This is a genomic window from Alcanivorax sp. (genome assembly GCF_002726155.1).
Classification (GTDB): Bacteria; Pseudomonadota; Gammaproteobacteria; order Pseudomonadales; family Alcanivoracaceae; genus Alcanivorax.
Genome location: NZ_PBSH01000003.1, coordinates 1 through 26,091, shown reverse-complemented (window position 1 = coordinate 26,091; position 26,091 = coordinate 1). Strand labels below are relative to the sequence as shown.

The window sequence follows — 26,091 nt, the reverse complement described above, 5'->3', positions numbered from 1 at the left end:
GTGATTCGGCGCGGCGCGTTTTCGTTCAGTGGGGCCAGCGTGATTACGCTGGCCTTGTTGGTCGTGGTGCCCATTCTGGTGCTGCTCGCTGCCTGGCGACAGCAGGAATGGGCGACCTGGCAGCACCTGATGGACACGGTGCTGTTGCGCCTGATCGGCAACACGGTATTCCTGATGATTGGCGTGGCCATTGGCGTGTCGCTGCTGGGCATCACCCTGGCCTGGTGTGTGGCCACCCTGGACTTCCCCGGTCGTCGCTGGCTGCAATGGGCGTTACTGCTGCCCATGGCCATGCCCGCCTATGTGCTGGCGTTCGTGCTGGTGGATCTGCTCGACTATGCCGGGCCGATCCAGACCCAGATGCGCAGCTGGTGGAGCGCCTTCCCCGGCTTCAGCGCTCGCCACCCCTTGTGGGTAGTGGTGACTCTCTCGCTGGTGCTTTACCCCTATGTGTACATGCTGGCGCGGCTGGCCTTTCAGGCCCAGGGCCGCGCCGTGCTGGAGCAGGCGCGGATTCTTGGCGACGGCCCGGTCCGCGCCTTCTTCAAGGTGGCCTTGCCCATGGCGCGGCCCGGCATTGCCGCCGGGCTGGCGCTGGCGTTGATGGAAACTCTGGCGGATTTCGGCGCGGTGTCGGTGTTCAATTTCGACACCTTTACCACGGCGATTTATAAAAGCTGGTATGGCCTGTTCAATTTGCAGGCGGCCGCGCAGCTGGCCTCATTGCTGCTGCTGTTTGTGCTGGTAGCCCTGTGGCTGGAGCGTCGTGGCCGGCGCCGCGCCCGTTTCAGCGAGCTGGGCGGGCGGCAGGTTGTGCGGGTGCGGCCGCGCTTTGCCTGGCTGATCTCCGCTTTTGCCTTTGCGGTCCTGTTCATGGCCTTTTTGCTGCCGGTGTGTCGCCTGTTGTACTGGGTGGTGGGCACTGGCATAGACGGGCTGGATAGCCGCTTCTTCAGTCTGATCTGGCGAACCTTCCTGTTGGGTGCCATGGCCGCTTCGCTGGTGCTGGTGCTGGCCAGTTGGCTGGCATGGGTCAAACGGCACCAGCCGTCGCAGGCGGTATCCGGTTCGGTGCAGTTGGCCACGCTGGGCTATGCATTGCCCGGCTCGGTGCTGGCGGTGGGCATCATGGTCAGCTTTAGTGCCGTGGAAGCCCGGCTGGACCAGTGGGGGCTGACGGTGCCGCTGGTGGGCGGGCTGGCGGCGCTGATCCTGGCCTATGTGGTGCGATTTCTGGCGGTGGCGTTTGGCCCGGTGGAAAACGCCCTCCAGCAGGTGCGCCCCAGTTTGGTGGAGGCGGCCCGTACGCTGGGGGCGACCGCGTCGGAGGTGGGGCGCCGGGTGTACCTGCCGATGATGCTGCCGGGGCTGTTTACCGCGCTGCTGCTGGTGGGCATTGATGTGATGAAAGAAATGCCTGCTACCTTGCTGCTGCGTCCCTTTGGTTGGGACACGCTGGCAGTGCGTATCTATGAACTTACCGCTGAAGGGGAGTGGCAGCGTGCCGCCGCCCCGTCACTGACCCTGGTGTTGTTGGGGCTGGTGCCTGTCATCGTGCTTAGCCGCCGCCGCTGATTCTTGCTTCATTACCCTGGTTATCGATTCTCGATGGTGGCGGACATTAAGCCGCAACGCTTGCGGGTGGGCTGTTTGTGGACCCTGCTCTCATCGTGATGTCGTTGGCTGTTTGTCTTTGCGTCCCTGTTGCTGTCGGGAGTTAACAGCCGTGCAATCGTCCCGGTGTTTTATCGTGGGGGATTGCCGCTTATCGGGATAAAAGCGCGGCTTCTCGGCTTTTTTCTACGAAGAACGGCGTATTCCGAATGTGGTTCATCTGTGTATTTCTGTGTATATATGTAAACTCAGTGATGTTTTGCGACATTGTCGTGATTAAATGTGTCCACTATTTGGCACGATGATGCCAATAATAGTGAGCAAAAAACTGCTCAGCATAACGGTCAGGTATGCTTGAATTTGTGTACCGCCAAATAATAACAACGGCCCCGTTTCGGGCGCGTCTTGTGGAGAGTTTCATGACAATACGGAAATTACTTCCCGTCGTTCTGGCGGGAATTGGCGCTGTGTCTGTGTCACCGGTAATGGCCAGCATGGGGAATATCGGCACTACCTACGGGGTGCTTCCCTCCGACCTGGCCTCCGCCCAGGCCTTGTCCATGTTCAATAGCCAAGTATCCGCCACTTATTACAACCCGGCCTATCTGGCCAAGGACAGCCGCGGTGAGCTGACCACCGGTCTGTTGCACGCGGACCATGAGCTGCGTGCCAGTTCTGTCGGTGGCGGGTCCGCCCCGCTTCGCGATGGCGATATTCTCCAGGATTCACCGTCCCAGCAAGTATTGCTGGGCATGAAGACCGACCTCACTTCCCTGACCAAGTATGACCACCCCCTGTACCTCGGCTTTATGCTCGGCGTGGAAAAATACGGCGAGGAAATGTTGGCGTTCAATTCCCAGACCTCCACCTCCGGCCAGTATTTCGAATACGGTCGCCAGCCGTTGTTTCTGAACCTGGGTGGCGGTACGCAAATCTGGCGTGGTCTGGATATGGGGCTGTCCGCACGGATTACCCTGCATTCGGAAGCGGAGCTGGTGGCGACGTCCACACTGGCTGGGGAAACCAGCTACGAAACCCTGAATGTGTCGGCCAAGCCCTCCATTCGACCAATCTTTGGTCTCAACATGGACTGGGGTGAGAGCTTCTGCGGTGAAGGCGATAGCTGCTGGTTCAACGGGCTGGAAACCGCGTTCAGTTACCGCGGTTACTCCAACACCAACACCACGGTGGATTCCACCATCACTATCCCCGGCACCGTGCTGGACCCGGGCATTAATCTGGCGATCACCACCATTGATTCCTATCAGCCGAATATCTATGCCGCTGGTCTGGCCTATGGCCAGGACCGCTGGCGCGTTGGGGTAACGTTAGAAATGCAGGAATGGTCGCGCCTGGAAGAAGAGCTGGAAGGCGACACCATCAAGGACCAGGCCGTGAATACCGGTGGGGCGCCTTACGAGCTGCGCTTCAAGGATATTGTGGTGCCGCGTATCGGTGGCGAATTCCACATCAACGACACCTACAAGCTCACCGGTGGTGTGGCGTTCAGTGAATCGCCGCTGGATTCCAATGCCTCACTGGAAGTGAACTACCTGGATGCCGACAAGATGATTCTGGGGCTGGGCCTCACTGCAGAGTACAAGTCCGTTCCGGTGCTGGCCTATCCAGTGCGTTTTGATCTGGCCTACCAGTATCAACAGCTCGATCCACGCGAGTTTGATCTGTACGACCGCCGTTCCCCGAGCTTCCCGCAGTCCTATGAAACCGTGGAAGCGGAAGGCGATGTACACGTTTTCTCCGGCTCCATCACCCTCAAATTCTAGGAGGTAATGGCGATGAAATTAAAAGCGCTATCTCTGGCTACAGCGGCTGCCTTGCTGGCGGCCTGTGGCGGTGAGGCCGGTGACGAGCCCACCCTGGAAAACTGGCAGACCGGTGAGGTCTATTACAGTTTTCCCTACGACGGTCAGCAGGATTTGGCACCAAAGACGCCGCTGTCCATTCGGTTTTCCCATCCGGTCACCGTGGATGCCGGCCACTTTACGTTACTGGAGTGTGCCCAGCTGGACGGGGATTGCCCCGATACCGGCAATAATCAGGTTGCCTTGCAGGCGCCACAGCCGGTGGATGAGGGCATGGGGGTCATGCTGCAGCCGGCTGCCCCGCTACAAACCCATACCCACTACCGGTTGGTGCTTAATGGTATAGAAACGGAAAACGGCTCCCCGGTGTTCCCGGATGGTGGCCTGGATTTCGTTACCCGGTTGTCCAGCGATGGCCCCATGTCCAATCGCATGGCCTCCCCGGACCTGGCGGTGCGTAATGTGATCCCGGATGGCGAACAGTTACCGTTCATGGATTTTTCCACCCTGCGGGTGCGCTTTAACCAGATGCTGGATGCCAGCACTCTGGTGTATGGCGATTCCGTGACGCTGGAAGGCAGTGATGGCCTGGTGCCTGCGGCCCTGCTGGTAAAAGGCAATGCGGTCACGGTAGATCCACTGGAAGACCTGACACCGGGTGAGAGCTACACCCTGTCGTTCAGCACCTCGGTGCGTGGCGAATCCGATGACAGCCTCACCGGTGGTTATACCCAGACTTGGGTGGCGAAAGATTCAATGCCCCGTGCCACCCTGGTGCAGGACGTGGTCAGTGCCACCGACCAAGCGGAGGATCCCTGCAACGCGGACGACGCGCTGGTGGCCAAGCTTACGGGTGCGACCATGAACTGCGTGCCGGTACAGTCCACCCTGCTGGGTAGCAAGGATGCCACCATGCAGAGTGGCGATGTGTTTGCCGAGCTGGCGTTCCTGCCCAACTACCCGGACGTGTCGCCGCTGCGGATCCCGCGCAACAGCCTGCTCACCGGCAGCAATATTGAAGTGAAAGTGGCCGGTGAAGTGGAGGCGGGTATCGAGACCGGTGCCATCGCCGTGACCTTCCTGTCTGATGCCTCTGGCTACCTGATGCCCAACCCCTACAGTGATGCTCACGAAGCGCCCAAGCAGGTGAAACTGTACATGGATGTGTCCATGACAGCGGAAAATCCGGAAGCGAATGGTGCGTTGAGTCAGACCTTGATGCATGTGGAGCTGAACGGCATGGCGCTGGTCAACGACGGGCGCATGGAGATCGATGCGGTGGGTATCGTGGAACCGAAAGTGCTGGGGCAGGAAACCGCCTTCGGCCTGCTCAGCTTCCACATGAAATCCTACGAGGATCAGGAAAACGCGCCTGAGCCGGTACCGGATATGACCGCGCCTGTGCTGCAATCCATGGTGCCTGCCGTGGATGGCAATGGCGTCGCCATGAATGCGCGGCCAGGTGATGCGGTGATCCTGAATTTCAGTGAGCCGCTGGATGGCGCGACCTTGCTTGCCAAGACCAGTTTCGGGCTGCAACAGAATGGCAGTTATGTGGACGCTGACTGGTACCTGGATGGCGCCAGCCTGGTCATGCGCCCGGCCGAGCCGCTGGCCTTTGGTGAAAGCTATACCGCTGTGGTGGATGGCACCGTGACGGACCTGGCGGGCAATGCAGTCAACCCGGTTAACCAGAGTTTCGAGCTGGCCAACCGTGTCGGTAATTTGCCGCCACCGCGTGTGCTGACCACCTACCCTGGTTTTCCGTGTGCCAGTGACAAGGAGCATTGGGAAATTGAATTTGATAACCACGGTTTCTGTCAGGGTGGCAAAACCGAGGATGATCGTAATCCGGTGTCCCACCTGCCGGCGGACCGGGCTATTCGCATCAATTTCACCCGCGATATTGCCCCGGCCTCTGTGGTCTTCGAGAACACCACCGCCTGTGATGTGGGGAGCTTCCGGGTAGAGAAAGTGGAGTTGAACCCGGCCACGGGTACGCCGATGCGTTACGACGATGGTGACAAGCGTAAATACCGCTGTGAGTACGGTGTTACCGGTTCGCTGGAAGTGGGCACCAATAGCCTGGTCTTTACTCCGGACCAGCCCTGGGAAGAAGGGGTGTATTACCGCTATGCCTTGCAGAGTGTGAATGCCACCAGCGGACAATTACCGGATGACTGCACCTCTGGCGAAGCCATTTGCTCGACTGATGGCAAACGTTTGCAGACTGCCATGTTGCGCGCCCCAGCAGATGATATGGGTGGCCCGGATATAGAGAACCACTTTATCGGGGCCGCGCCGACCGAGACGGTATTCCAGCCACTGAAAAACCTGCCCACTGCCGATCTTAATGGCAATGGCCATTTTGATAATGGAGAACCGGGTTATGAAGGGGGCGAACCAGGTGCCAACACCACTGCGCTGATTATTGACACGAGCAAGGGTGATAACGGCAGTGAAGGGGGGGTATCTGATCCGAAACTCGTTTGTGATTTGCCCGAACAATGCGGAATCCATGTGGTTGGTGGGCTTAACTCCGAAGTCATGGGTGCCGATGCGCAGCCCTATGATGACCCGTCTACGCCGGAGGTTGAGGCCTGGCCTGCGGTGAAGGTGGGGCTGTATCCAACGATGATTCAGGCATCTTCCGTGACCCTGAAAGTGAAAATTCTGGGGATTGCGGAGAGCGATACTCCCACGGAAACCCAGTTCATGCGGATGCGCTACAACTGCGTAGCCTGGCCTGAAGATGCGGATAATTTCTGTGGCAAGAAAAAACCGGATGGCAGCTTTGTCTATGACAGCTGGGAGCGTCAGGGGCTGATTCCCGGCCTGATCGTACAAACCCCGAGTGGGCCGGAGTTCCGTGCCGATGTGCGGCTCTATCTGGATGCTCCTTACATGCACATTTTGCTCGACGGTTCCCATAACCAGCACAGTTATCCGTTGACTATGAAGCTGGCGGGTCCAGTGACGTTCTTGCCGGATGGACGAATGGTAATTGAGCAGCTGAACAGCAACGAAATTGCTGTGGACGTAAACTTGTCCGTGTTGTTCCTGAATCCCAAGATTTACCTGAAGATCCCGGTGGGTGGCGTCAAGCTCCAGTACCTGGGTGAGCCCATCAAGCAATAACGGATGTTTGTGTTTTTACAGCCGGCCCTTGGGCCGGCTTTTTTATGTCTGTCACCCTGGCGCTCGGGTTGGCTGCCGTAATCGGCCTGCTGCCTTTTCGGCCCGGTAACCGACTTCACCACTGACCGCTCCCCGTTACAGACCCGCAACACTTCGCTGCATATCCCGCCCTTGCGCGTACCTTTCTCAACCAATCCCAACCTTTTCTCAACGGCTCTAGCACGGGCGTTTTGTTTTACTTATTGCATATACACAGGGGGGAATAGCGAGAGGCTGCATAGCCTTCACGTGTTGTTCTCCCAGCGCCTGAGACCGTAGATCTTGGGCGAAAAACCGAATAACAAACGCCGGAGACGCGCTATGACAACCAAGAACCTGTCCCGCTGGGGGGCTGCTGCGATTATATCAACCGCCTTGTCCAGCCCTGTTTATGCCGCCATGGGTAATACGGCCAGCACTTACGGCCTGTTGCCGACGGATGTGGGGACCGCGCAGGCGCTCTCCATGTTCAACACCCAGGCGTCCGCGTTGTACTACAACCCGGCCTATCTGACTCAGGATCCCCGTGGTGAACTGACTATGGGTTTGTTGCACGGTGAACAAGAGCTTAGAGCCGTGAGCCAGGGTAATCCCAACGGTGGTGCCCCGGCTGTGATTCGAGACGGTGATGTACTCAACGATACCGATTCCCAGCAGACGATCATTGCCCTGAAAACCGATCTCACCGATCTGACCCAGTTCGGGCATCCGATCTACTTCGCCATTATTGCCGGTGTGGAAAAATACGGTGAAGAAATGCTGGCGTTCAAATCGCAAACATCCGAGGAAGGCCAGTTCCTTAACTATGGCCGGCAGCCTCTTTTCCTCAATCTTGGTGGCGGCCTGGAGTTAGCTAACGGGATTACCACCGGTGCGTCTGCGCATATTTCCCTGCGTTCGGAAGCCACGCTGGTGGCGAGTGCCGACCTGGCAGGGAATACCCAATACGAAGAACTGAACGTGACAGCCAAGCCGGTGATTCGCCCGGTTCTGTCGTTGAATTTTGAATGGGACGAAGTGTTCTGTGGCAAGGAAGATTGCGGCATCTGGACTGGCTTGGAAACCGCGTTTGCGTTCCGTGGCCACACTGAAGCGCGCACCTCGGTGGAATCCAATCTGACGATTCCTGGTACCGTGATTGATCCGGGCATTACCGTGCTGATCGATACGATCGATTCCTATCAGCCGGATATTTTCAGTGCCGGCATTCTCTATCATTTCAGTGATAACTTCCGCGCGGCCGTCACTGTGGAGCAGCAGAACTGGAAAGATCTGGAAGACGAGCTGGCCCGTGACACGATTAAGGATCAAGCCGCCGCGACCTTCAAGGATATCGTAGTGCCCCGCGTGGGCGCAGAGTGGACGGTCAACGAACACCTGATCCTGTCTGCGGGGGTGGCCTACCAGGAAAGCCCGCTGGAAAGTATTCAAACGCCAGGAGTGAACTACCTGGATAGCGACAAGATTATCGCGGGCGTAGGCAGCTCCCTGATTATTCAGAATCCGCCGATTCTGGCGTACCCGCTACGCCTGGATTTTGGTTACCAATTCCAGAAACTGGAAGAGCGTGATTTCGAGCTGACGACCACACGTCCTGGTGTGGCCAATCCTTACGAAGTCGTGACGGCTGATGGCGATGTCCATGTGTTTTCCGGCTCCATCACGCTGAAGTTCTAACGGAGGTGCCCCATGAAAAATAACAAACTGGCTCTCACTGCATTGGCGGTCGCACTGGTCGCCGGTTGCGGCGGCAGCGACGATAGCGTGAGCTTCAATACACCGACCTTTGATGCTCGCAATCTGCACTACACCTACCCGCTGGATAATCAGCAGCAGGTCGCGCCGCGTGCCATCATTGCCTTGCAGTTCAGCCATGAAGTGACGGCGGATGCCAGCAACTTCACCGTGACGGGCCCTGATGATGAAGCAGTACCGTTTACGCTGGAATCCGTGGCCGACGGCCGGGGTGTGGTGTTGACGCCGGACGATGCCCTGAAACCGGCGTCGGATTACAAGGTGGTGATGAATGGTGTCACCGTGCTGGGTGAAACCACCACGTTTAAAGACGGCACCCTGAATTTCACCACCCGGGCGGCACTGGAAGGTCCCATTGAGACCCAGAAGACCGCTGCCAGCTTTGAAGTAGAATCCATCTTCCCGGATGACGGGCAATTCAAGAGCATGGATTTCTCTTCGTTCCGTCTGCGTACCACTCACCCGATTGATGCTTCTTCCGCGGTGTACGGCGACACCATCAGCTTGATGAACAATGGTGAGGTTGTGCCCGCCTTGCTGTTGGTCGGCCGGACCACCATCACGGTGGACCCACTGGAAGACATGACGCCCGGTGATACCTATGAATTAAGTGTCAACGGCGTGAAAAGCCAGCTGGGCGAAGATATCGTCGCCTATTCACACTCCACGGTACCCCAGGACACCACGTCACCCACCACCGGTGAGCGTGCGGTGCTGGTAACCAATGCGCCGCCAGCCGATGATTCGCTGGGCTGCCTGGACGACGGCGTGCGCTTGTCAGAACTGACCGGCCAGCCGATCAACTGTGTGCCGGTTATTGGCACCTTGCTGCAGGACAAGACCGTGTCCAAGCAGTCCGGTGACGTGTACGCCGAACTGGCTTTCACTCCCAACTTCCCCGACGTGACTCCGCTGCGAGTAAAACGCGGGGGCATCCTGAAAGGGGATGCGCTGGAAGTGTTCATTGGTGGTGAAGTGCCGGTGGGATTCGACTCCGGTGAAGTGACCGTGGAAATCATTTCCGATGCCACCGGTTATCTGTTCCCCAACCCCAATGCGGAAAGTGACGACGCGCCCAAACAGCTGCGGTTGTTTATGGACGTCGCCACGTCCACCACGGATGCGCGCGCCAATGGCGCCTTTACCCAGAACCTGATGCACCTGGAACTGGTGGGCACCGGCCTGATTGAAGATGGCCAGCTCAACACCGATGCGATCACCGTGGTTGAGCCGCGTGTACTGGGTGTGGAAAACAGCTACGGCGTCTTGAGCTTTCGCATGGAGTCCTATCAGGATCAGGAGAACGCACCTCTGCCACCAGTGGATGCGATCAATCCGTTCGTACCTGTCCTGGATGGGGATAACGGCCAGGAATTATCCTGGCAGCCAGGTAACGTGGCCGATCGCATGGAGCCGGGCGAGCCCATCGTTATTCACTTCAACGAAGCGCTGGACCCGAACAGCATTGTGGCCGGTGATTCCCTGCTGCTGACCAAGGGCGGCCTGGATGAGCCCTTCCAGTGGGAGCTGCGCGGTAATGCGCTGGTTATTACGCCGGATTCCCCGGTGGAATACGGCGTGGAATACGCCGTGACCACGACCCCGGCGATTACCGATCTGGCGGGTAATGCCCTGCAGGTGCTCGATTCCTTGCAAGGGGACAGCACGCTCGACTTCACCCTGCCTGAATACGTGGTCGACGATGGTGGCGATGTCCTGCGTGGCCCGTTTGCGGCCACCGTGTATCCGGGCTTCCCGTGTGCCAGCTCCACCGCGAGCCAGGGTGAAATTGATGCGGGGACCCAGGGGGTTTGCGTATCGTCCAGCCCGGAAGCTCAGCAGGTTGAAGTGGATGAGCTGCCGATTGTTGATCTGCCTGCGAACCGGTCCATCAAGGTGCGTTTCTCCCAGAACATGGACCCGGCCACCATCACTTTGGGCGACACCCTGCTAGTGCAGAAAGACAACGGTGGCAGCTGGGAGGATGTGGACGGCGAGCTGACACTTGAGCCCCGGGCACTGATTTTTACTCCTGAACAAGCCTGGGAAGAAGGTGCGCTCTACCGCTACGTGCTGGCCTCCAATGGTGGCGGCACTGGCTGTGCGGGCATGTGCTCGGTGGACGGCTTGCCCTTGCAGACCGCTCCGCTGCTGGGTAATGGCATGAAGGAAGGCGGCCCGGACATGGAAATCCTGTTCCGTGGTGGCGTGCCCTTCAATACCATTTTCCAGGAACTGGCCAACCTGCCCAGCGTGGATGTGAATAACAACTTCCAGATTGATGCGGGTGAGCCGCGCGTCACCGGTGACGTCATTGATCCGCTGGATACTCCGGCCAATGCCACCATGATTTTGCCTCGCGATGGTGGGGGTGAAGGGCTGGTGACCACCGCGAATACTGGCTGTGGTTACGAGGGGGCGCCGCCGTTTACCGCAGATGATCAGGCGCAGTGTGACAGTGACCGGATCCTCTATATCAGCGGGTTGTTGAATACCGAAATCCTGGACTTCGACCCGGTGGAACAGGGCGTGCCGGTGGTGATTTATCCGACCACCGTGGCCCTGACCAACCTGGATGCCACGGCGGTGGTTGGGCTGGACCTGAACGTGCTGGATGGCGGCAGTACCCTGGATTCCATTCCGGTGCTTGGCCCGATTTTGGGGGGGCTGTTAGAGGTTACTCTGGGAGCGTTGGATGACGTTGTCTCTGCACTGGGCGGTGAGTTTGGTGGCGATGGGGTGTTAAACAGCCTGTTGTCGGTGGTCGGTGATGTGGGGCTGGTGCCCATCGATACCGCCACCGGGCCGAACATCATGCGGGTGCGTTATAACGAAGATGAAAACGGCGACCGCACCATTCCGCCGGTGGGGTATATCGTAGAAACCCCGGATGGCCCGGTCTTCCGCATCACTTTTGACCTGCTGTTCGATGCCCCTGAACTGAGCTTGCCACTGGGTCTGGAGCACAACGTCAAAGGTCTGCCCATCGATAATGTGGATCTGGAAGGGCCGCTGGATTTCCTGCCCGATGGGCGCCTGTTCATTGGTTTGCAGAATGCCCAGTCGAAAAATGTGGATCTGGAAATCACCCTGGCCGGCCTGGAAGGTGGCAAGGTGAAACTGGTGATTCCGCCGGGCGGGATCAACCTCAGCTACCAGAGTGCGTCTATCCAGTAAATCGGATCGTGCTTTGTGCATCATGTGGCGCCCCGCTTGTCGGGGCGCTGCTTTTTCTGTCGGCCGCCAGCGGCCGCTTGTCGTGAAACCCCGCCCAACCCCTCCAGGTGGCACGGCCGTGCCCGAACTCGTCGGTGGATGCTCTGTCTACCCCGTCACTGTTTAAAAGAATTTTACGGTTTGCCGTCGTGATTGGCGTCAAATAGCGCTTTTTACCTATGTGAGCGCCTGTTCACTTTTGCATAGGGTGAGCTCCCCCCGTCGCCGTCCTGGCGACAGACAACGTAAAAGCAACAAGAAAACAGTGTAGGAGTACAACAAATGACTGTGTCTTTTTCGGGACGTGTCGCCGCCGTTGTCGGTGGTGTGTTGGTGCAATCTGTTGCCTTGGCGAGTATGGGTAATATCGGCACCACTTATGGCGTACTGCCCTCGGATATTGCCTCTGCGCAGGCGCTCAGCCTGTTCAATGATCAGGTGTCCGCGACGTACTACAACCCGGCGGCGCTGGCCAAGGACCCCCGTGGTGAGCTGACCACCGGCCTGATGCACGCTGAGCATGAGCTGCGTGCGAAAAGTCTGGGCGGCGCCGATGCGCCGATCCGCAATGGTGATGTGCTGCAGGATTCTCCCTCCCAGCAAATACTGCTGGGCATGAAAACCGACCTGACCTCGCTCACCCAGTACAACCACCCGATTTATTTTGGTTTGATGTTGGGGGTGGAAAAGTACGGTGAGGAAATGCTGGCGTTTGATTCCTCTACTTCTCAGCAGGGCCAGTATTTTGAATACGGCCGTCAGCCCCTGTTTCTGAACCTGGGTGGCGCTACCCAGCTGTGGCGCGGCATTGATGTGGGCGCCACAGCACGTATTACCCTGCATGCAGCGGCGGATCTGTCCGCCACCACGGACCTGGCCGGCAACACCCAGTACGAAGAGCTGGATGTCTCCGCCAAGCCGTCAATTCGCCCGATCTTTGGTCTCAACATGGACTGGGGCGAGACTTTCTGCGGTGAAGGCGACGATTGCTGGTTCAATGGCCTGGAAACCGCCTTTTCCTATCGCGGCTACTCCGACACCCAAACCGAAGTAAATGCCAACGCAGTGATTCCCGGCGTCATTCCCAATCCGGGCCTGATGCTCAACATCAATACCCTGGATTCCTACCAGCCCAATATTCTCGCCGGTGGTGTGCAGTATCAGGCGGGCCGATGGCGCACCGGGGTGACCATCGAATGGCAGGAATGGTCTGCCCTGGAAGAGGAGCTGGAAAAAGACACCATCAAGGATCAGGCGGTCAGTGGCCAGCCTGGGCAGCTTACCTTTCAGGATGTGATCATCCCGCGCATTGGTACCGAATTTCGTCTAAACGAGAATTTCTCGTTTACCGGTGGGGTGGCCTATAGCGAATCACCGCTGGAATCCAATGCATCGGTAGATGTGAACTATCTGGATACGGACAAGTGGATCATCGGCCTGGGCGTCACCGCGAAGTACAAGAAAACGCGCTTCCTCGCTTTCCCGGTCCGTTTTGATCTGGCCTACCAGCACCAGATCCTCGAAGACCGCACCTTCGACATTTACGACACCCAGTCCGCCGTCTACCCGCAGCCCAGCGAGCAGGTGGAAGCCAGCGGTGACGTGAATGTGATCAGCGGCTCCATCACCCTGAAATTTTAAGCCCGGGAGGCAAACACAATGATGCGAACGAGCGTACTTTTCGCTGCCGCACTGGTGCTGACCGCCTGCGGTGGTGGTGGCAGTGAGCAGACCGTGGATTACAGCGGCCGCAACAGCGGGCAGGTGTTCTACAGCTACCCGGCGGACCAGCAAACGCAGATATCAGTGCACGCACCACTGGTGGTGCAGTTTTCCGAGGTGCCGAATCTGGTGCTGTCGGACATTACCCTTACCGGCCCGGACGGTGCCGTCGATGTGGACATGAGTGAGGCCGATCAGGGGCGCTCCGTGGTGATCACGCCGCGCGTGCCACTGGCTTTCAACAGTGACTACACTCTGAGCCTGAATGGTATCGACCTGGACGGTTTCAGTGACGGCACCTTGAACTTCACCACCGGCTCTGCTGACAAGGGGCCACAGGTACAGCAGCAGAACGCGGATGAGCTGGTGATCAGCCGGCAAATGCCGTCGGGTGGCGACGATCAGCCCTTCATGGACTTCTCCACCGTTCACCTGCAGTTCTCGCAGCCACTGGATCGCACCACCGTGGACAACACCACGGTCAGCCTGAACGATGCCGGCGGCAACCCGGTGGCCGCCACCTTATTGGTGAGCGGCACACGGTTGACCCTGGACCCGCAGGACGACCTCACACCGGGCAGTGATTACACCCTGCAACTGGATAGCGCCCTGACCAGCAAGACCGGTGTCGCCTACAGCGGAGAAAACAGCTTCACGCTGACCCCGCAAGATTCCACCCCGCGGGAAACCCTGGTGCTGGAAGCCATGGCCGCAGATCCCACCAAGGATTGTGGCGAGGACGGTGTCATGCTGTCGCCGCTCAGTGGCGAGCCGATCAACTGCGTGCCGTTGATCGCCAAGTTGCTGGGTGACACCACGGTATCCAAATTGTCCGGCAACGTGTTTGCGGAACTGGCCTTTGTGCCGGACTTTCCGGACGCCACGCCGCTGCGTATCAGCAAGGGCTCACTGCTCAAGGGTGAGCCCCTTGAGGTGCTGATTGGCGGCCAGTTGCCGGCGGGTTTTGATTCCGGTGATGTCACCGTCAGCTTCCTGTCCGATGCCTCCGGTTATTTGTCGCCGGCCCCGTACAGTGCCGCCCCGGAAGCGCCGAGGCGGGTGCAGCTGACCCTGGATCTGGCCTTTTCCACCGCCGACTCCCGCGCCAACGGCGCCTTCACCCAGACGCTGCTGCAGGTCGAGCTGGTGGGGCGCGCCATTGTGGTCGATGGCCGCATGGTGATTGATGCGATCGGGGTGATTGAGCCGGAAGTGTTAGGGGTGGAAACGGCCTATGGGGTGTTGAGTTTCCACATGGAGTCCTATGCAGACCAGACCACCGCCCCGGAGCCAGAGGTGGATATCACCGGTCCCAGCCTGCAAAGTTGGCAGCCCGGTGATTTCACCGACCGTTTCCGCCCTGGCGACCCGGTGGTGTTGAACTTCGACGAAACCCCGAATCAGGAGTCCATCGTCCCCGGTTCCACGGTGACGCTTACCGAACAGGGCACGGATGTGCCGTTCCAGTGGCGTCTGGATGGTGCATCACTGGTGCTGACACCGGATGAGCCGCTGGCCTTCGGCAGCGACTATCAGGTGACGTTTACCGATGGCGTGCAGGACTTGAGTGGTAACCCGGCGAACCCGCAAACCCTCGATTTCACCATGGTGGATGCCACCACCAACAGCCCGCGCACGCCCTACACCACCACGGTGTACCCCGGGTATGGCTGCGCTATTGATCCCGGCAGTGAAGACCTGGGTAACGGTATTCAGGGTGAGTGCGCCAGTGCCTATCAGGATCAAGCCGGTGATCTGCTGCCGGTGCCCACATTGCCAGCCAACCGTGCCATCGAAGTGCAGTTCTCACGCAACATGGCGGCCGACAGCATGGTGCTGGGCAACGCCTGCGGACAAGGCAGTGTGCGGGTAGAGAAAATCGACAGCGCCGGTAATTGCCAGGAGGTGGTGCCCGCTCACCTGAGCATGGATACCCGCAAACTGACCATTACCCCGCAACAGCCTTGGGAAGAGGGGGCGCTTTACCGGTATGTGCTGGCGTCCCATGAGCAGGCGGGTTGCGCCGGTGAGGTGATCTGTTCGCAAGATGACATGCCGCTGCAGACCGCTCAGTTATTGGGGCCGGACGCGGACAAAGGTGGGCCGGATCTGGCGATTGCCTTCACTGGAGCCGCGGCCACCGACAATGTGTTGTTGCCGCTGCGCAATTTGCCCAAGGCGGATGTGAATGCCAACTTCCTGCTCGACACCAGCGAAACCAAGGCCCAGGAAGAGCCACCGGGCAGCGGCCAGTATCCCACCCCGACCAATGCCGCCAAGCTGGCGGTGACGGACACCGGCGGGATCGCCACTGCGGCAAACATCGGCTGTGATATTAACGAAGACTGCCCGGCGGATAAGTTCACGTATCTCAATGGCGGTATCAATGCGGATATTGTGGGCTGGAACGAAGCTGAACAAGCGGTAGAGGTGACGCTGTATCCGCCGGTGTTGATGACAACCAACACCGACGTCTACGCACAGATTGCCGGCCTGGTCAGCCCGAACGTGCCCACCGAGCCGTTGGTGATGCGTGCCCGTTATGCCGACGATGGCAGTGGCAACCGGACGCAGCCGCTAACCGGCTGGATCCGCTACGACGCCGCTGAAGATCAGCTGATGTTCGATACCACGCTGGATTTGCTGCTTGATGCGCCGGAAATGGAAGCGCCGTTGGGGCTGCCATTTAACCTGCACAGTTACCCGCTGGATGACCTCCAGTTGTCGGGTCCGGTGGATTTCCTCCCTGATGGCCGTTTGGTCATCGGTTTGGTGAGCCTGGCGGAGCAGAACATCGACGTGCGTATTGGCGGTGCCTTGGCCACCATCGACCTGCAGATCCCCGTTGGCGGGGTGAACCTTACCTTCCAGAGCGGGTCCATCAAGAAACCGCAGTAACCGCACTGTTTTTGGCAGTGGCATTCAAGCCGGCCTGCGGGCCGGCTTTTTTGTGGCTACGGCCCGGGGGCGCCAACATTGGGCAGATTGCCGGCCCAGCCTATGCCACTCGGCCCCGTGTCGATATAATTCCCCATTCACTCGTTCCATGGTGCTTTTTATGGCTCACCGCACAGCTTTATACGACGCTCATCTCGCCGCTGGCGGCAAGATAGTGGACTTCGGCGGCTGGGATATGCCGATCAATTATGGATCCCAGATCGAGGAGCACCACTCCGTGCGTCAAAACGCCGGGGTGTTCGATGTCTCCCACATGACCGTGGTGGATATTGCCGGCGCCGGTGCCCGTGATTACCTGCGCCAGCTGTTGGCCAATGACGTGGACCGCATTGATGTGGGCCGCGCCCTGTACACTGGCATGCTTAACGACAATGGCGGCGTGATCGACGACCTTATCGTCTATAAACAGGACAATGGCTACCGACTGGTGGTAAATTGCGCGACCCGCGAAACTGACCTGGACTGGATGGAAAAGCAGGCCGGCGGTTTCGCCGTGGATATTCACGAGCGCCCGGAACTGGCCATGCTGGCAATCCAGGGACCGAAGGCACGTGAAACGCTTGCGGGGCTGCTCAGCGGTGCCCGTGCTGAGGCGGTAAGCAGCCTGAAAATTTTTGCCTTCGCGCAAGACGGAGACTGGATGATCGCCCGCACCGGCTACACCGGCGAAGACGGCGTGGAAATCATGCTGCCCAACGCGGATGCAGTGGCCCTGTGGGGCCAGTTGCTGGACGCCGGCGTTGCCCCCATCGGCCTGGGCGCCCGTGACACTCTGCGTCTTGAGGCGGGCCTGAACCTGTACGGCAACGACATGGACAACACCATCACGCCGTGGGAAGCCAACATGGGCTGGACCGTGATGCTGAACGACCGGGAATTCATTGGTCGCCAGCCACTGCTTAACCAGCAGGAAAACGGCCACGCCGAGCAGGTGGGCCTGATTCTGGAAGGCAAGGGGGTATTGCGCGCCCACCAGAAAGTACTGATGCCCAATGGCGAAGAAGGGGAAATCACCAGCGGCACCTTCTCGCCCACGCTGGGTAAATCCATTGCCCTGGCGCGGTTGCCCGCTGGCGCCACCGGCAAGGTGGATGTGGAAATCCGCAACAAGCGCCAGGTTGCCCAGGTGGTCAAGCCGCCGTTCGTCCGTAATGGCGAGGTCGTGTACAAAGAGCTGTAAGTTCCACAACGGTAATCGAAACCTGCTGTAGGAGCTTGCTTGCAAGCGAACCTGCTCGCGGTACCCTCGGGTGAATTCGCTTGCAAGCAAGCTCCTGCGAAAACACATTTACTATTTCAGCGTGCATGCGTGAAGCGTGTCGCGTGCAAGCGACTCTTAACAGGAGAAAACAATGAGCGAAATTCCAGCCGAGCTGCGTTATGCCGCCAGCCACGAATGGGCCAAGGTAGAAGGCGGTGTTGCCACCGTCGGTATCAGTGACCACGCTCAGGATGCCATGGGCGATCTGGTCTACGTGGAGCTGCCTGAAGTCGGTCAGGTTGTTGCCGCCGGCGATGAAACCGGTGTGGTGGAATCCGTGAAAGCGGCCTCCGACATCTACAGCCCGGTATCCGGTGAAATCGTTGAGATCAACGAAGCACTGGAAGATGAGCCAGAGCTGGTCAACAACGTGCCCTATGAAGGCGGCTGGTTGTTCAAAGTGCAGCTGAGCGACGAAGGCGAGCTGGACAACCTGCTCACCGCCGACCAGTACCAGGCGCAGATCGATAGCGAATAACGGCGTAGCCGTTTTCGCAGCCGGATGCCAGACGCCGGACGCACGACGCTTTGGGTTTTCGCTTAGCGTCAGGCGTTCGGCGTCAAGCGTCAGGCCGGTGTCAGAATACCGTGGCCTGACAGCCAACACCCAAACCATCAGGTAGCCCCAATGCCCTACATCCCCCATACCCCCGATGACGTGCGTGCCATGCTCGACGCCATTGGCGCCGACAGCATCGAAGATTTGTTCGATGAAATTCCCGCGCATCTGAAAGCCGCTGGCAAGCTCGATGCCTTGCCTGAAGGCCTGAGCGAAATGGAAGTGACCCGCCTGATGAGCGAGCGCGCCGCCCAGGACGCTGGCGCGGTGAGCTTTATCGGGGCCGGTGCCTACCAGCACCACATTCCGGCGGCGGTATGGGAGATTGCGACTCGCGGTGAGTTCTACACCGCCTATACGCCGTACCAGGCGGAAGCCAGCCAGGGCACTCTGCAGGTGATTTACGAATTCCAGACCCTGATGACTCGCCTCACCGGCATGGACGTGAGCAACGCCTCTGTCTACGACGGTGCCTCCGGCCTGGCCGAAGCGGTGCTAATGAGTCTGCGCGCCAACCGCAAGAGCAAGTCCCGCAAAGTGCTGGTGCCCACTGCGTTGAATCCGCGTTACACCAGTGCCACCCAGGCCATTGTGGAAAATCAGGATGTGGCCCTGGAAAGAGTGGGCTTCGATCCCGCCAGCGGCCAGACTCCGTTGGATGTGCTCAAGCCCTATGAAGGCGAAGACTTCGCCGCCCTGGTGATTAGCCAGCCCAACTACTTCGGTTCACTGGAAGAAGTGGATGCGCTCACCGATTGGGCCCATGCCAACAAGATGCTGGTCATCGGTGTGGTGAACCCCACATCGCTGGCGCTGCTGACGCCTCCCGGTGAATGGGGCACAGAAGGCGCGGACATCGTTGTCGGTGAAGGGCAGCCGCTGGGTGTGCCGCTGTCCTCCGGTGGTCCGTATTTCGGCTTCATGTGCTGCAAGCAAAAACACGTTCGGCAAATGCCGGGCCGGATCATCGGCCGCACCGTGGACATGGAGGGGAAGCAGGGTTTCACCCTGACGCTGCAAGCCCGTGAACAACATATTCGCCGCTCCAAGGCCACCAGTAATATCTGTACCAACCAGGGCCTAGCCATGACTGCGGCGACCATTTATACCTCGCTGCTTGGGCCAGACGGTCTGGGCAATGTGGCGGCCCATTGCCACGCCAACACTCAGGCGTTGGCCGACAAACTCACCGCTATTAATGGCGTGGAGCGTGCCTTCACCGCGCCCACCTTCCACGAAGTGGTGCTGACCCTGCCGAAACCGGCGGATCAGGTGCTGGCGGCGCTGGCCGAGAAAGACGTGCTGGGTGGTGTGAGCCTGGCGAAAGACTACGGCATGGCCAACGCGATTTTGGTGAACGCCACCGAAGTGCACAGCGAAGGTGATCTGGATTTGTTTGCAGCGGCGCTGAAGGAGGTGCTGGCATGAGCGAGACACAACTGATTTTCCAACTGTCTCACCCGGGCCGTAGCGCCACTTCCCAAGCGCCGAAAGCGTTAAGTGACGACAAGCTGTCCGCCATTCCTGCGCACCTGCGCCGCAAGGAAAAACCGGGGCTGCCGGAAGTGTCCGAAATGCAGGTGGTGCGTCACTACACCAACCTGTCCAGCAAGAACTTCGCCATCGACAAGCAGTTCTATCCGCTGGGTTCATGCACCATGAAGTACAACCCCCGTGGTGCCAACCGCGCCGCCATGTTGCCGGGCTTTCTCAATCGTCATCCGCTGGCGCCGGAAAGCCACAGCCAGGGTTTCCTCAGCTGCATGTTCGAACTGCAGAACTTCCTCAAGGAAGTTACCGGCATGAAAGGTGTATCCCTCGCTCCCATGGCCGGCGCCCAGGGTGAGTTTGCCGGCGTTGCCATGATTCGCGCCTACCACGATGCTCGTGGTGATGATGGCCGTACTGAAATCCTGATCCCCAACGCTGCCCACGGCACCAACCCGGCCACCGCCGTCATGTGTGGCTACAAGGTCCGTGAAGTGCCGGTCGGCCCGGATGGCGATGTGGATCTGGAGGCGCTGAAAGCTGCGTGCGGACCACAAACCGCCGGTTTGATGATGACCAACCCGTCCACCTGTGGCGTGTTCGAACGGCAGATTGAAGACATCGCCAAAGCGGTCCATGAGGCTGGCGGCTTGCTGTACTACGATGGCGCCAACCTGAACGCCATCCTCGGTAAAGTTCGCCCCGGTGACATGGGCTTCGACGTAATCCACATGAACCTGCACAAGACCTTCGCCACCCCACACGGCGGCGGCGGTCCCGGTGCCGGCCCGGTGGGTGTCTCCGAGCGTTTGTTGCCTTACCTGCCTACGCCCATGGCGGGCCAGCGGGACGACGGCAGCTACCACTGGATTGATACCGATACTCTGAGCACCAGCATTGGTCACTTGAGTGCCTTTATGGGCAACGCCGGTGTGCTGCTGCGCGCCTACTTCTACGCCCGTTCCCTGGGCCGCGAAGGCATGATCCGCGTGGGCGAATTCTCCACCCTGGCGGCCAACTACCTGCTCAAGCGTCTGGAAGCTGTGGGCTGCACCGCCGCCTATCCGGATCGTCGCGCCAGCCACGAGTTCATCCTCACTTTCGCAAAAGAAGCGAAAGAGCTGGGCGTCACCGCCATGGATATCGCCAAGCGCCTGCTGGATTACAACCAGCACGCGCCCACTACCTACTTCCCGCTGCTGGTGCCGGAGTGCTTCCTTATCGAGCCCACCGAAACCGAAAGCAAGGAAGCCCTGGACGAATTCGTGGATGCCATGGCCGCCATTCTGGAAGAAGCCCGCAACGAGCCCGACATGGTGAAAGAAGCGCCCTTCACTCAGCCGGTGCGGCGCCTGGATGACGTAAAGGCGGCTCGCGAGCTGGACTTGGCCTGGAGCGAATAAGAGACGCAGTACGCTTCATAGAATAAGTCTGAAGCGATCAAAACCCGGCGAAAGCCGGGTTTTTTTATGCCGCTTCGCGGCTGCAACACGCTTCACGCAACATGCAGCACGCAAAGATCAAAAGCGGATTTACCACAGAGGGCTCAGAGTTCACGGAGGGCATATTACTGTTCTCGCTGCAGGAGCCCCACTGGAGGGGCCCAGGATCAAAGACCCTTCGTTCGGCAAGCTGAATCTCCCACCCGCCTACCTCCGATCCAGCGGACTGATTACCCCTAGTCCTCCCCGATTCATCACATGCAGGTATCGCTCGGTGGTGGACACGTCGCTGTGATCCAGTAGTTCTTGGACGGTGCGGATGTCGTAGCCCTTCTCCAGTAAATGGGTGGCAAAAGAGTGGCGAAACGTATGAGGGCCGCAGAGCTTGGCGATGCCAGCTTCAGAGGCCGCCTGTTTGACGTGCTTGCGGACAGTATCCTGATGATAATGGTGACGCCGGATAATGCCGGTTTGCGGGTCTGTCGCAGGCTCTTTCGAAGGGAAAATAAACTGCCAGATACGCTGCGAGCCTGCGCCAGGATATTTTCTGCTCAGCGCATGCGGCATCCATGCAGGGCCAACGCCATTTTTTTGGTCCATCCCATACAGATTGGAGGCTATGGCAACTTGCTGGCGCAGCGCAGCCGTTCTTCACAAGACTTGGGAAGCAGTGTTCTCCTGTCCTTGTCGCCTTTGCCTTGATGTACCGTAATAATCATCCGATCAAAATCCAGATCCTTGATGCGAATACGAAGTGCCTCGGAAACGCGTAACCCGGCGCCATAAAGGAGTTCACATATCAACTGGGAAGGCTTAGGGAGCAGTGTAATCACCGCCTGGGCCTCTTGCTCAGAAAACACGGCAGGGATACGGGGTTTGCGCTTTGATTGGCGAAAATTGAGTTCGCCATAATCCTGCTGCAGAAATCGACGATAGAAACAATTCAGCGCATTCAGAACAATTTTCTGAGTTGAGGGGCTGCAATGCCGCTGGACGGACATATAGGACAGGAATGCCTGTATTTCCTTGGCTCCCATGGTAGAAGGATGGCGCAGTTGGTTATAGCGGATGTATCGAACCACCCAGAGCACATAGGTCTGTTCGGTACGATAGCTGTACTGGTTTTGCCTGAGCCAAAACCGGAACTGGTCCATCAGCTTTACTGGTTTTGTAGGAAGAGAGCGAGGGATGTCATCCATGACAACTCCTTACTGTTCAAAATGACAGTATAGTGCAGTTCCCCTGCCCTTTTTCAACGGAAGCAGCGTTTATTTCGAAATCATGATGCTTGCCTCATGGCTATCTTGTTGATGTATATGGGAAAAATAAAAAAAGGATTTGACTGTCGGAGTACGGAGTTATGAGGAACGTTCCGCATAACTCCGTGTAGGAGATTAGCTATAGCATCTTAACCTATTGTTATGGCAGGATTTTCCTCGGGGCGACGCTCCTTGGCTTCAGAGTTATGAGGAGCCGAGTTATGCGGAACGTTCTAACTAATACGCTGTTAGAAGCTTCTATGAACTATACGGATGGCACGCAAGCTAAGGTTGGAGACAAGGTTCTTATTGGTGGTCGGCATCATGGGGTTGTGGTGGCTGATATTGATGGGGATGAATACTTGAGCAAGTACCCAAGACAGCAATGGGGAAGTCTTGGTTCCGGTGTAATGATCAATACCGATTTTGGTGGCCTCGTTCATTACGATCAAGAAAGCTTTGATGGTGAATTGATGGAACTGGTGAAGCGTGCATAGGGTTGCTTCTAACAAGTGGCGGCAGGCAGACCAAATCTCCGTTCCTCCGTCACTCCAATTTGCCTGCTGCGCCAGGCGTTAAGGGGAAAGGGGGATGAAGCCATACATTGTCGGCATGGCCGCTAACATAGGCTTAACATTTCTATTGGTCTTGTTCATTGGAGCCAAAGGGTTTTCTCCTGCCGCACAAATTTTTTGTCTGGGTTTGAGTGGGTTTGTTGTAGGGAGGCGCTTTTCGTTCAGCTCCATTGGCATGGTGTGCGTGCTTCCGGCGAGTTCCTTTTTCCTGTTTGTGGTGTTGTCCCTTGGGTTTAGCTCTCACGCCTTCATTTTGTTCGCTGAGCTGGTGGCTGTTGGTGCTTTCGCTGCTTTTGCGGGCATTGGCCTAGGCGTGAAGCGTAGGGAGGCCCTTAACAAGAAACTGCAGCCGATCGCTGACGCGCCGGCTGAGTAAAGCGTTATGCAACATCAAGGAAAATATGAAGTACGAAGTTAATTGGAAGGAACTTTGGCGTTCGCTCACAAAGTACATGTCTTTAACCATCATTTTTTCAGTGACGGCAATAATGTTGGTTCGGTACGTATCTTCTGGGTTTAATTTTGGAGAAACGTTTAAGCATTTTACCCTGTTGGGTACGGTTGGCCTGATCTTTGGTTTCTGGCTATTCTCAGCTTTTTTCGCCCTTATAATTTCTGTCTGGTTTAAATTGGGATATGTAACCATTAAAGACGGAGTAATCGCGGGGCGTAACTATTGGGGTAGGAAGAAGTCATTCCCACTAAGCCAGCTAAAATCGATAGATGGTTTCAGTGGCAACGGTATTAATGCTGTAGTAGCAAATGGCGGTAAATACGGTAAGGTTTTTATTTACTATCAAACTGATAAAATCGAGGAGATAGTCAAGATCCTAGAGGCGCACCTTCCTGAGAAAATGGAGGCGTAATGCATAACAATGCGCTGCAGGCCGACGGTCAACTTTGTGCACTTTATGTGCGGTCGCTGCGCTCCCATTATTGCGCATAAAGCGCCCAAAATTGTCCGCGGCTGAGCGCGGCGTTATGAGGGAAAATGAAAGAGCATCTAAGGCAAATTTTAGCGGCAAGTGCAGAGCAGAAACACTTGGTCAGTAAGTACAAAAACATTTCACAGTTTTGTGCTTTGCTCATTATGGCTGTTGCGGTTAGCTTCTTCTATTTTTCAAGCCTGATGTACGGGCGACTGTCGGGTGTCGATTTTGACGCTCCACTGCGGTCACAAGAATATTGGCAGGTAGATATATTTGTGATGTTTTGTTTTCTCCTGATCGGAATAATCTTTGGATGGTTTCTGGTTCTCAGGCTTGTCGGCCTAATACTGGTAAAGTTTCGATTGTTGGCTAGTTTTGAATATGAGGACTTTAGGCGGTATGGAAGGTTTCCATCTAGATGTTTGAAGCGATCATAACAATGCCATGCATGCGACAAGCGCATGATGGCTGGCGTTAGTGCCCCGAGTTATCTATGAATTTTAGAAGGAATACTAATCTTGAAAAATTTAAAACATAAACCAGAAACAGTTTCTGAAATTCAGTCATATTTGAATGGCTTATACGGTGACGTAAACAAAGGCCGTGATATGGAATATATGTTCTCGTACTTATTCAGGAATGCATCCTATCTAGCACGCTCTATCCCCAGAGGACAAAATTGTGTGCAGAATTTCATAAAAACATTTTCTTGGTTATTTGCGATTGCAAATAAGTTGGAGATAGATCTCGAGGACGCATATCTGAGGAAGTATCCAGAAGTGTGTCCTTATTGTATTACTAAGCCATGCATATGCTCCAAAACAAACAAAAAGCCCGTGTCATATATTAAGGAGTGGAAAATTCAAGAAGAGCTGGGCTATAAATACAACGTTGCCAAATCCTCCACTCCAAACCCGTCTATGGACTCTTTAGTAGAGAAAACCAATGATCTCTATCCGGCTAATATTCATATATGGAAGGCTGCTGGGCCAGCCTTCCATTTTTTCAGGCTGCTGGAGGAACTCGGGGAAGTTCATGAGGCTTACACCGCATTCTGTAGAGGCGCTAAAGATAAACGGGAAATCGAAAATGAACTAGCTGATTGCTTTGCTTGGACATTGTCGTCGTGGGGTATTCATTATCTAGGAGAAAGCCTGCAAGATAGCTTTATTAGCTACTATTACAATGCATGTCCTGTTTGTAATTCAGCTCCGTGTAAATGCGAGGCTTACTCTGATCGAGGAGAGATGCTTGTTAAAATAGAAGAACTTAGGCTGTATCGAGAAAAGATAAACGAACTGCTTGAGGCAGCACCAGATCACAGGGATATCTTGCAGAGTGTGATAGAGGATTTACAGTTTGCAGAATCAGATGGAAAGACTGCTGTGGCTATAACAGCAGTCAAACAAAGTGAATCTGCTTTGGAAAAGGTGGCAAGCCAACTGGGGAAAGTGGACAGCTCTGCAAAATCTATCAATTCAATAATTGCATCTGCGAAAGCGATTCTGGGGACATTTAATTGGCTGGGTTAATTATTGGATTGGGCAAGAAAAGCACTAACAAATCAAATCACGCGGACATGGCAAAGTTGTCACCTTTTTTGTTCCAAAAAATTCGCCAACTTCACCACGCCGGTGTTTGAGGCGTTAACTGAATATGAAACATCCATCGGGTTACACTATTGAAGACGTAATTGAGACCGGAAAACAGAGGCGGGCTCAATTCGATTTTGATAAATTCCAGCCAGATTTCATGGGTTTGGTGTTTTTGAACGCAGATAGGGGCTGGCCCATAACCAGCGGTGTTCGCCCTGCGCATCAGGTCACGTCTGATATTCTCACTAGTGGGGAGCAAATGTTCTTCGAAAATGACATTTTGATGCCTGGTGAATCTGCTCGTGCTTACATAAAGCTTCTTGCTCCTGAGTATTACCCGAAAAGTTTGAGTGTGGGCAAAGAAATCAATATGAATTCAGGGGGCAGGGTTATTGGTAAAGTCACAATTCTAGAATTATACAATGAGATTCTTTTGGTGGGCAGTTAACAATGCCATGCATGCGACAAGCGCATGATGGTCGGCGTTATGTGAAAGGAGATGGTGAGTACATTTAGGCCGATAGGGGTAATAGGTGGGGAGGTTATGGCTCCCGTGGCGCTTGTTGGCTCCATAGCTCTTCTGCTGGTTTTGTTGCGTTACGTAAGTATTAGATTGGTTCCATCGGATCAAAACAACATTAAGGAGATGCCTATGAAGAAAACATTATGTAGTGGCATAGTAAATCTGGCCACCTGATTTTGAGTGTATGATCACTCA

18 protein-coding genes are annotated in these 26,091 nt (G+C 56.6%); 16 read left to right on the top strand and 2 right to left on the bottom strand.

Annotated elements, in window-relative coordinates; genetic code table 11:
* From CL546_RS00355 to gcvPB, 11 genes are all read left to right on the top strand, one after another.
* Complete coding sequence (locus CL546_RS00355; protein WP_290492312.1) at positions 1–1,575, top strand: ABC transporter permease; 1,575 nt, start codon at positions 1–3, stop codon at positions 1,573–1,575.
* A gap of 458 nt (positions 1,576–2,033) precedes the next feature.
* Entirely contained in the window at positions 2,034–3,398 is a 1,365-nt protein-coding gene (locus CL546_RS00350) for an outer membrane protein transport protein (RefSeq protein ID WP_290492311.1), read from the top strand.
* A 12-nt stretch (positions 3,399–3,410) separates the two neighbouring features.
* Entirely contained in the window at positions 3,411–6,575 is a 3,165-nt protein-coding gene (locus CL546_RS00345; protein WP_290492310.1) for an Ig-like domain-containing domain, read from the top strand.
* A gap of 360 nt (positions 6,576–6,935) precedes the next feature.
* Positions 6,936–8,291 (top strand): outer membrane protein transport protein, encoded by a 1,356-nt coding sequence (locus CL546_RS00340; protein WP_290492309.1) that lies wholly within the window; start codon positions 6,936–6,938, stop codon positions 8,289–8,291.
* A 12-nt stretch (positions 8,292–8,303) separates the two neighbouring features.
* Positions 8,304–11,546, top strand: coding sequence for an Ig-like domain-containing domain (locus tag CL546_RS00335; RefSeq protein WP_290492308.1), 3,243 nt, complete (start codon positions 8,304–8,306; stop codon positions 11,544–11,546).
* Positions 11,547–11,867: 321 nt separating this feature from the next.
* On the top strand, positions 11,868–13,226 hold the full coding sequence (locus CL546_RS00330; RefSeq protein WP_290492307.1) for an OmpP1/FadL family transporter: 1,359 nt from the start codon (positions 11,868–11,870) through the stop codon (positions 13,224–13,226).
* 18 nt (positions 13,227–13,244) lie between these two features.
* Complete coding sequence (locus tag CL546_RS00325; protein WP_290492306.1) at positions 13,245–16,205, top strand: Ig-like domain-containing domain; 2,961 nt, start codon at positions 13,245–13,247, stop codon at positions 16,203–16,205.
* A 160-nt stretch (positions 16,206–16,365) separates the two neighbouring features.
* On the top strand, positions 16,366–17,445 hold the full coding sequence (gcvT, locus tag CL546_RS00320) for a glycine cleavage system aminomethyltransferase GcvT (protein ID WP_290492305.1): 1,080 nt from the start codon (positions 16,366–16,368) through the stop codon (positions 17,443–17,445).
* 172 nt (positions 17,446–17,617) lie between these two features.
* A complete protein-coding gene (gene gcvH, locus CL546_RS00315) occupies positions 17,618–18,004 on the top strand; it encodes a glycine cleavage system protein GcvH (protein WP_290492304.1) in 387 nt (128 codons plus the stop codon).
* A gap of 150 nt (positions 18,005–18,154) precedes the next feature.
* The gene (gcvPA, locus tag CL546_RS00310) at positions 18,155–19,513 is read left to right on the top strand and encodes an aminomethyl-transferring glycine dehydrogenase subunit GcvPA (RefSeq protein ID WP_290492303.1); all 1,359 of its coding nucleotides are present in this window, start codon (positions 18,155–18,157) and stop codon (positions 19,511–19,513) included.
* Positions 19,510–20,976, top strand: a complete 1,467-nt coding sequence (gcvPB, locus tag CL546_RS00305) for an aminomethyl-transferring glycine dehydrogenase subunit GcvPB (protein ID WP_290492302.1) — start codon at positions 19,510–19,512, stop codon at positions 20,974–20,976. The genes gcvPA and gcvPB overlap by 4 nt, the downstream gene beginning before the upstream one ends.
* A gap of 246 nt (positions 20,977–21,222) precedes the next feature.
* Here the strand turns inward: gcvPB and CL546_RS00300 are convergent, their stop codons facing one another.
* Together CL546_RS00300 and CL546_RS00295 are read right to left on the bottom strand one after the other, a co-directional pair.
* Positions 21,223–21,615, bottom strand: coding sequence for a tyrosine-type recombinase/integrase (locus CL546_RS00300; protein ID WP_290492301.1), 393 nt, complete (start codon positions 21,613–21,615; stop codon positions 21,223–21,225).
* Between the two features lie 17 nt (positions 21,616–21,632).
* On the bottom strand, positions 21,633–22,214 hold the full coding sequence (locus CL546_RS00295) for a phage integrase N-terminal SAM-like domain-containing protein (RefSeq protein ID WP_290492300.1): 582 nt from the start codon (positions 22,212–22,214) through the stop codon (positions 21,633–21,635).
* Positions 22,215–22,534: 320 nt separating this feature from the next.
* Between CL546_RS00295 and CL546_RS00290 the strand changes: the two genes are divergently transcribed.
* The 5 genes from CL546_RS00290 to CL546_RS00270 all read left to right on the top strand — a co-directional run bounded on the left by CL546_RS00290 (position 22,535) and on the right by CL546_RS00270 (position 25,821).
* Positions 22,535–22,771 (top strand): hypothetical protein, encoded by a 237-nt coding sequence (locus tag CL546_RS00290; protein WP_290492299.1) that lies wholly within the window; start codon positions 22,535–22,537, stop codon positions 22,769–22,771.
* Positions 22,772–22,865: 94 nt separating this feature from the next.
* Positions 22,866–23,225: a hypothetical protein gene (locus tag CL546_RS00285; protein WP_290492298.1), complete on the top strand. Its 360-nt coding sequence runs from the start codon at positions 22,866–22,868 to the stop codon at positions 23,223–23,225.
* A 25-nt stretch (positions 23,226–23,250) separates the two neighbouring features.
* Complete coding sequence (locus CL546_RS00280; RefSeq protein WP_290492297.1) at positions 23,251–23,715, top strand: hypothetical protein; 465 nt, start codon at positions 23,251–23,253, stop codon at positions 23,713–23,715.
* Between the two features lie 581 nt (positions 23,716–24,296).
* Entirely contained in the window at positions 24,297–25,310 is a 1,014-nt protein-coding gene (locus CL546_RS00275; protein ID WP_290492296.1) for a nucleoside triphosphate pyrophosphohydrolase family protein, read from the top strand.
* Positions 25,311–25,434: 124 nt separating this feature from the next.
* A complete protein-coding gene (locus tag CL546_RS00270) occupies positions 25,435–25,821 on the top strand; it encodes a hypothetical protein (protein ID WP_290492295.1) in 387 nt (128 codons plus the stop codon).
* Positions 25,822–26,091 lie beyond the last annotated feature (270 nt).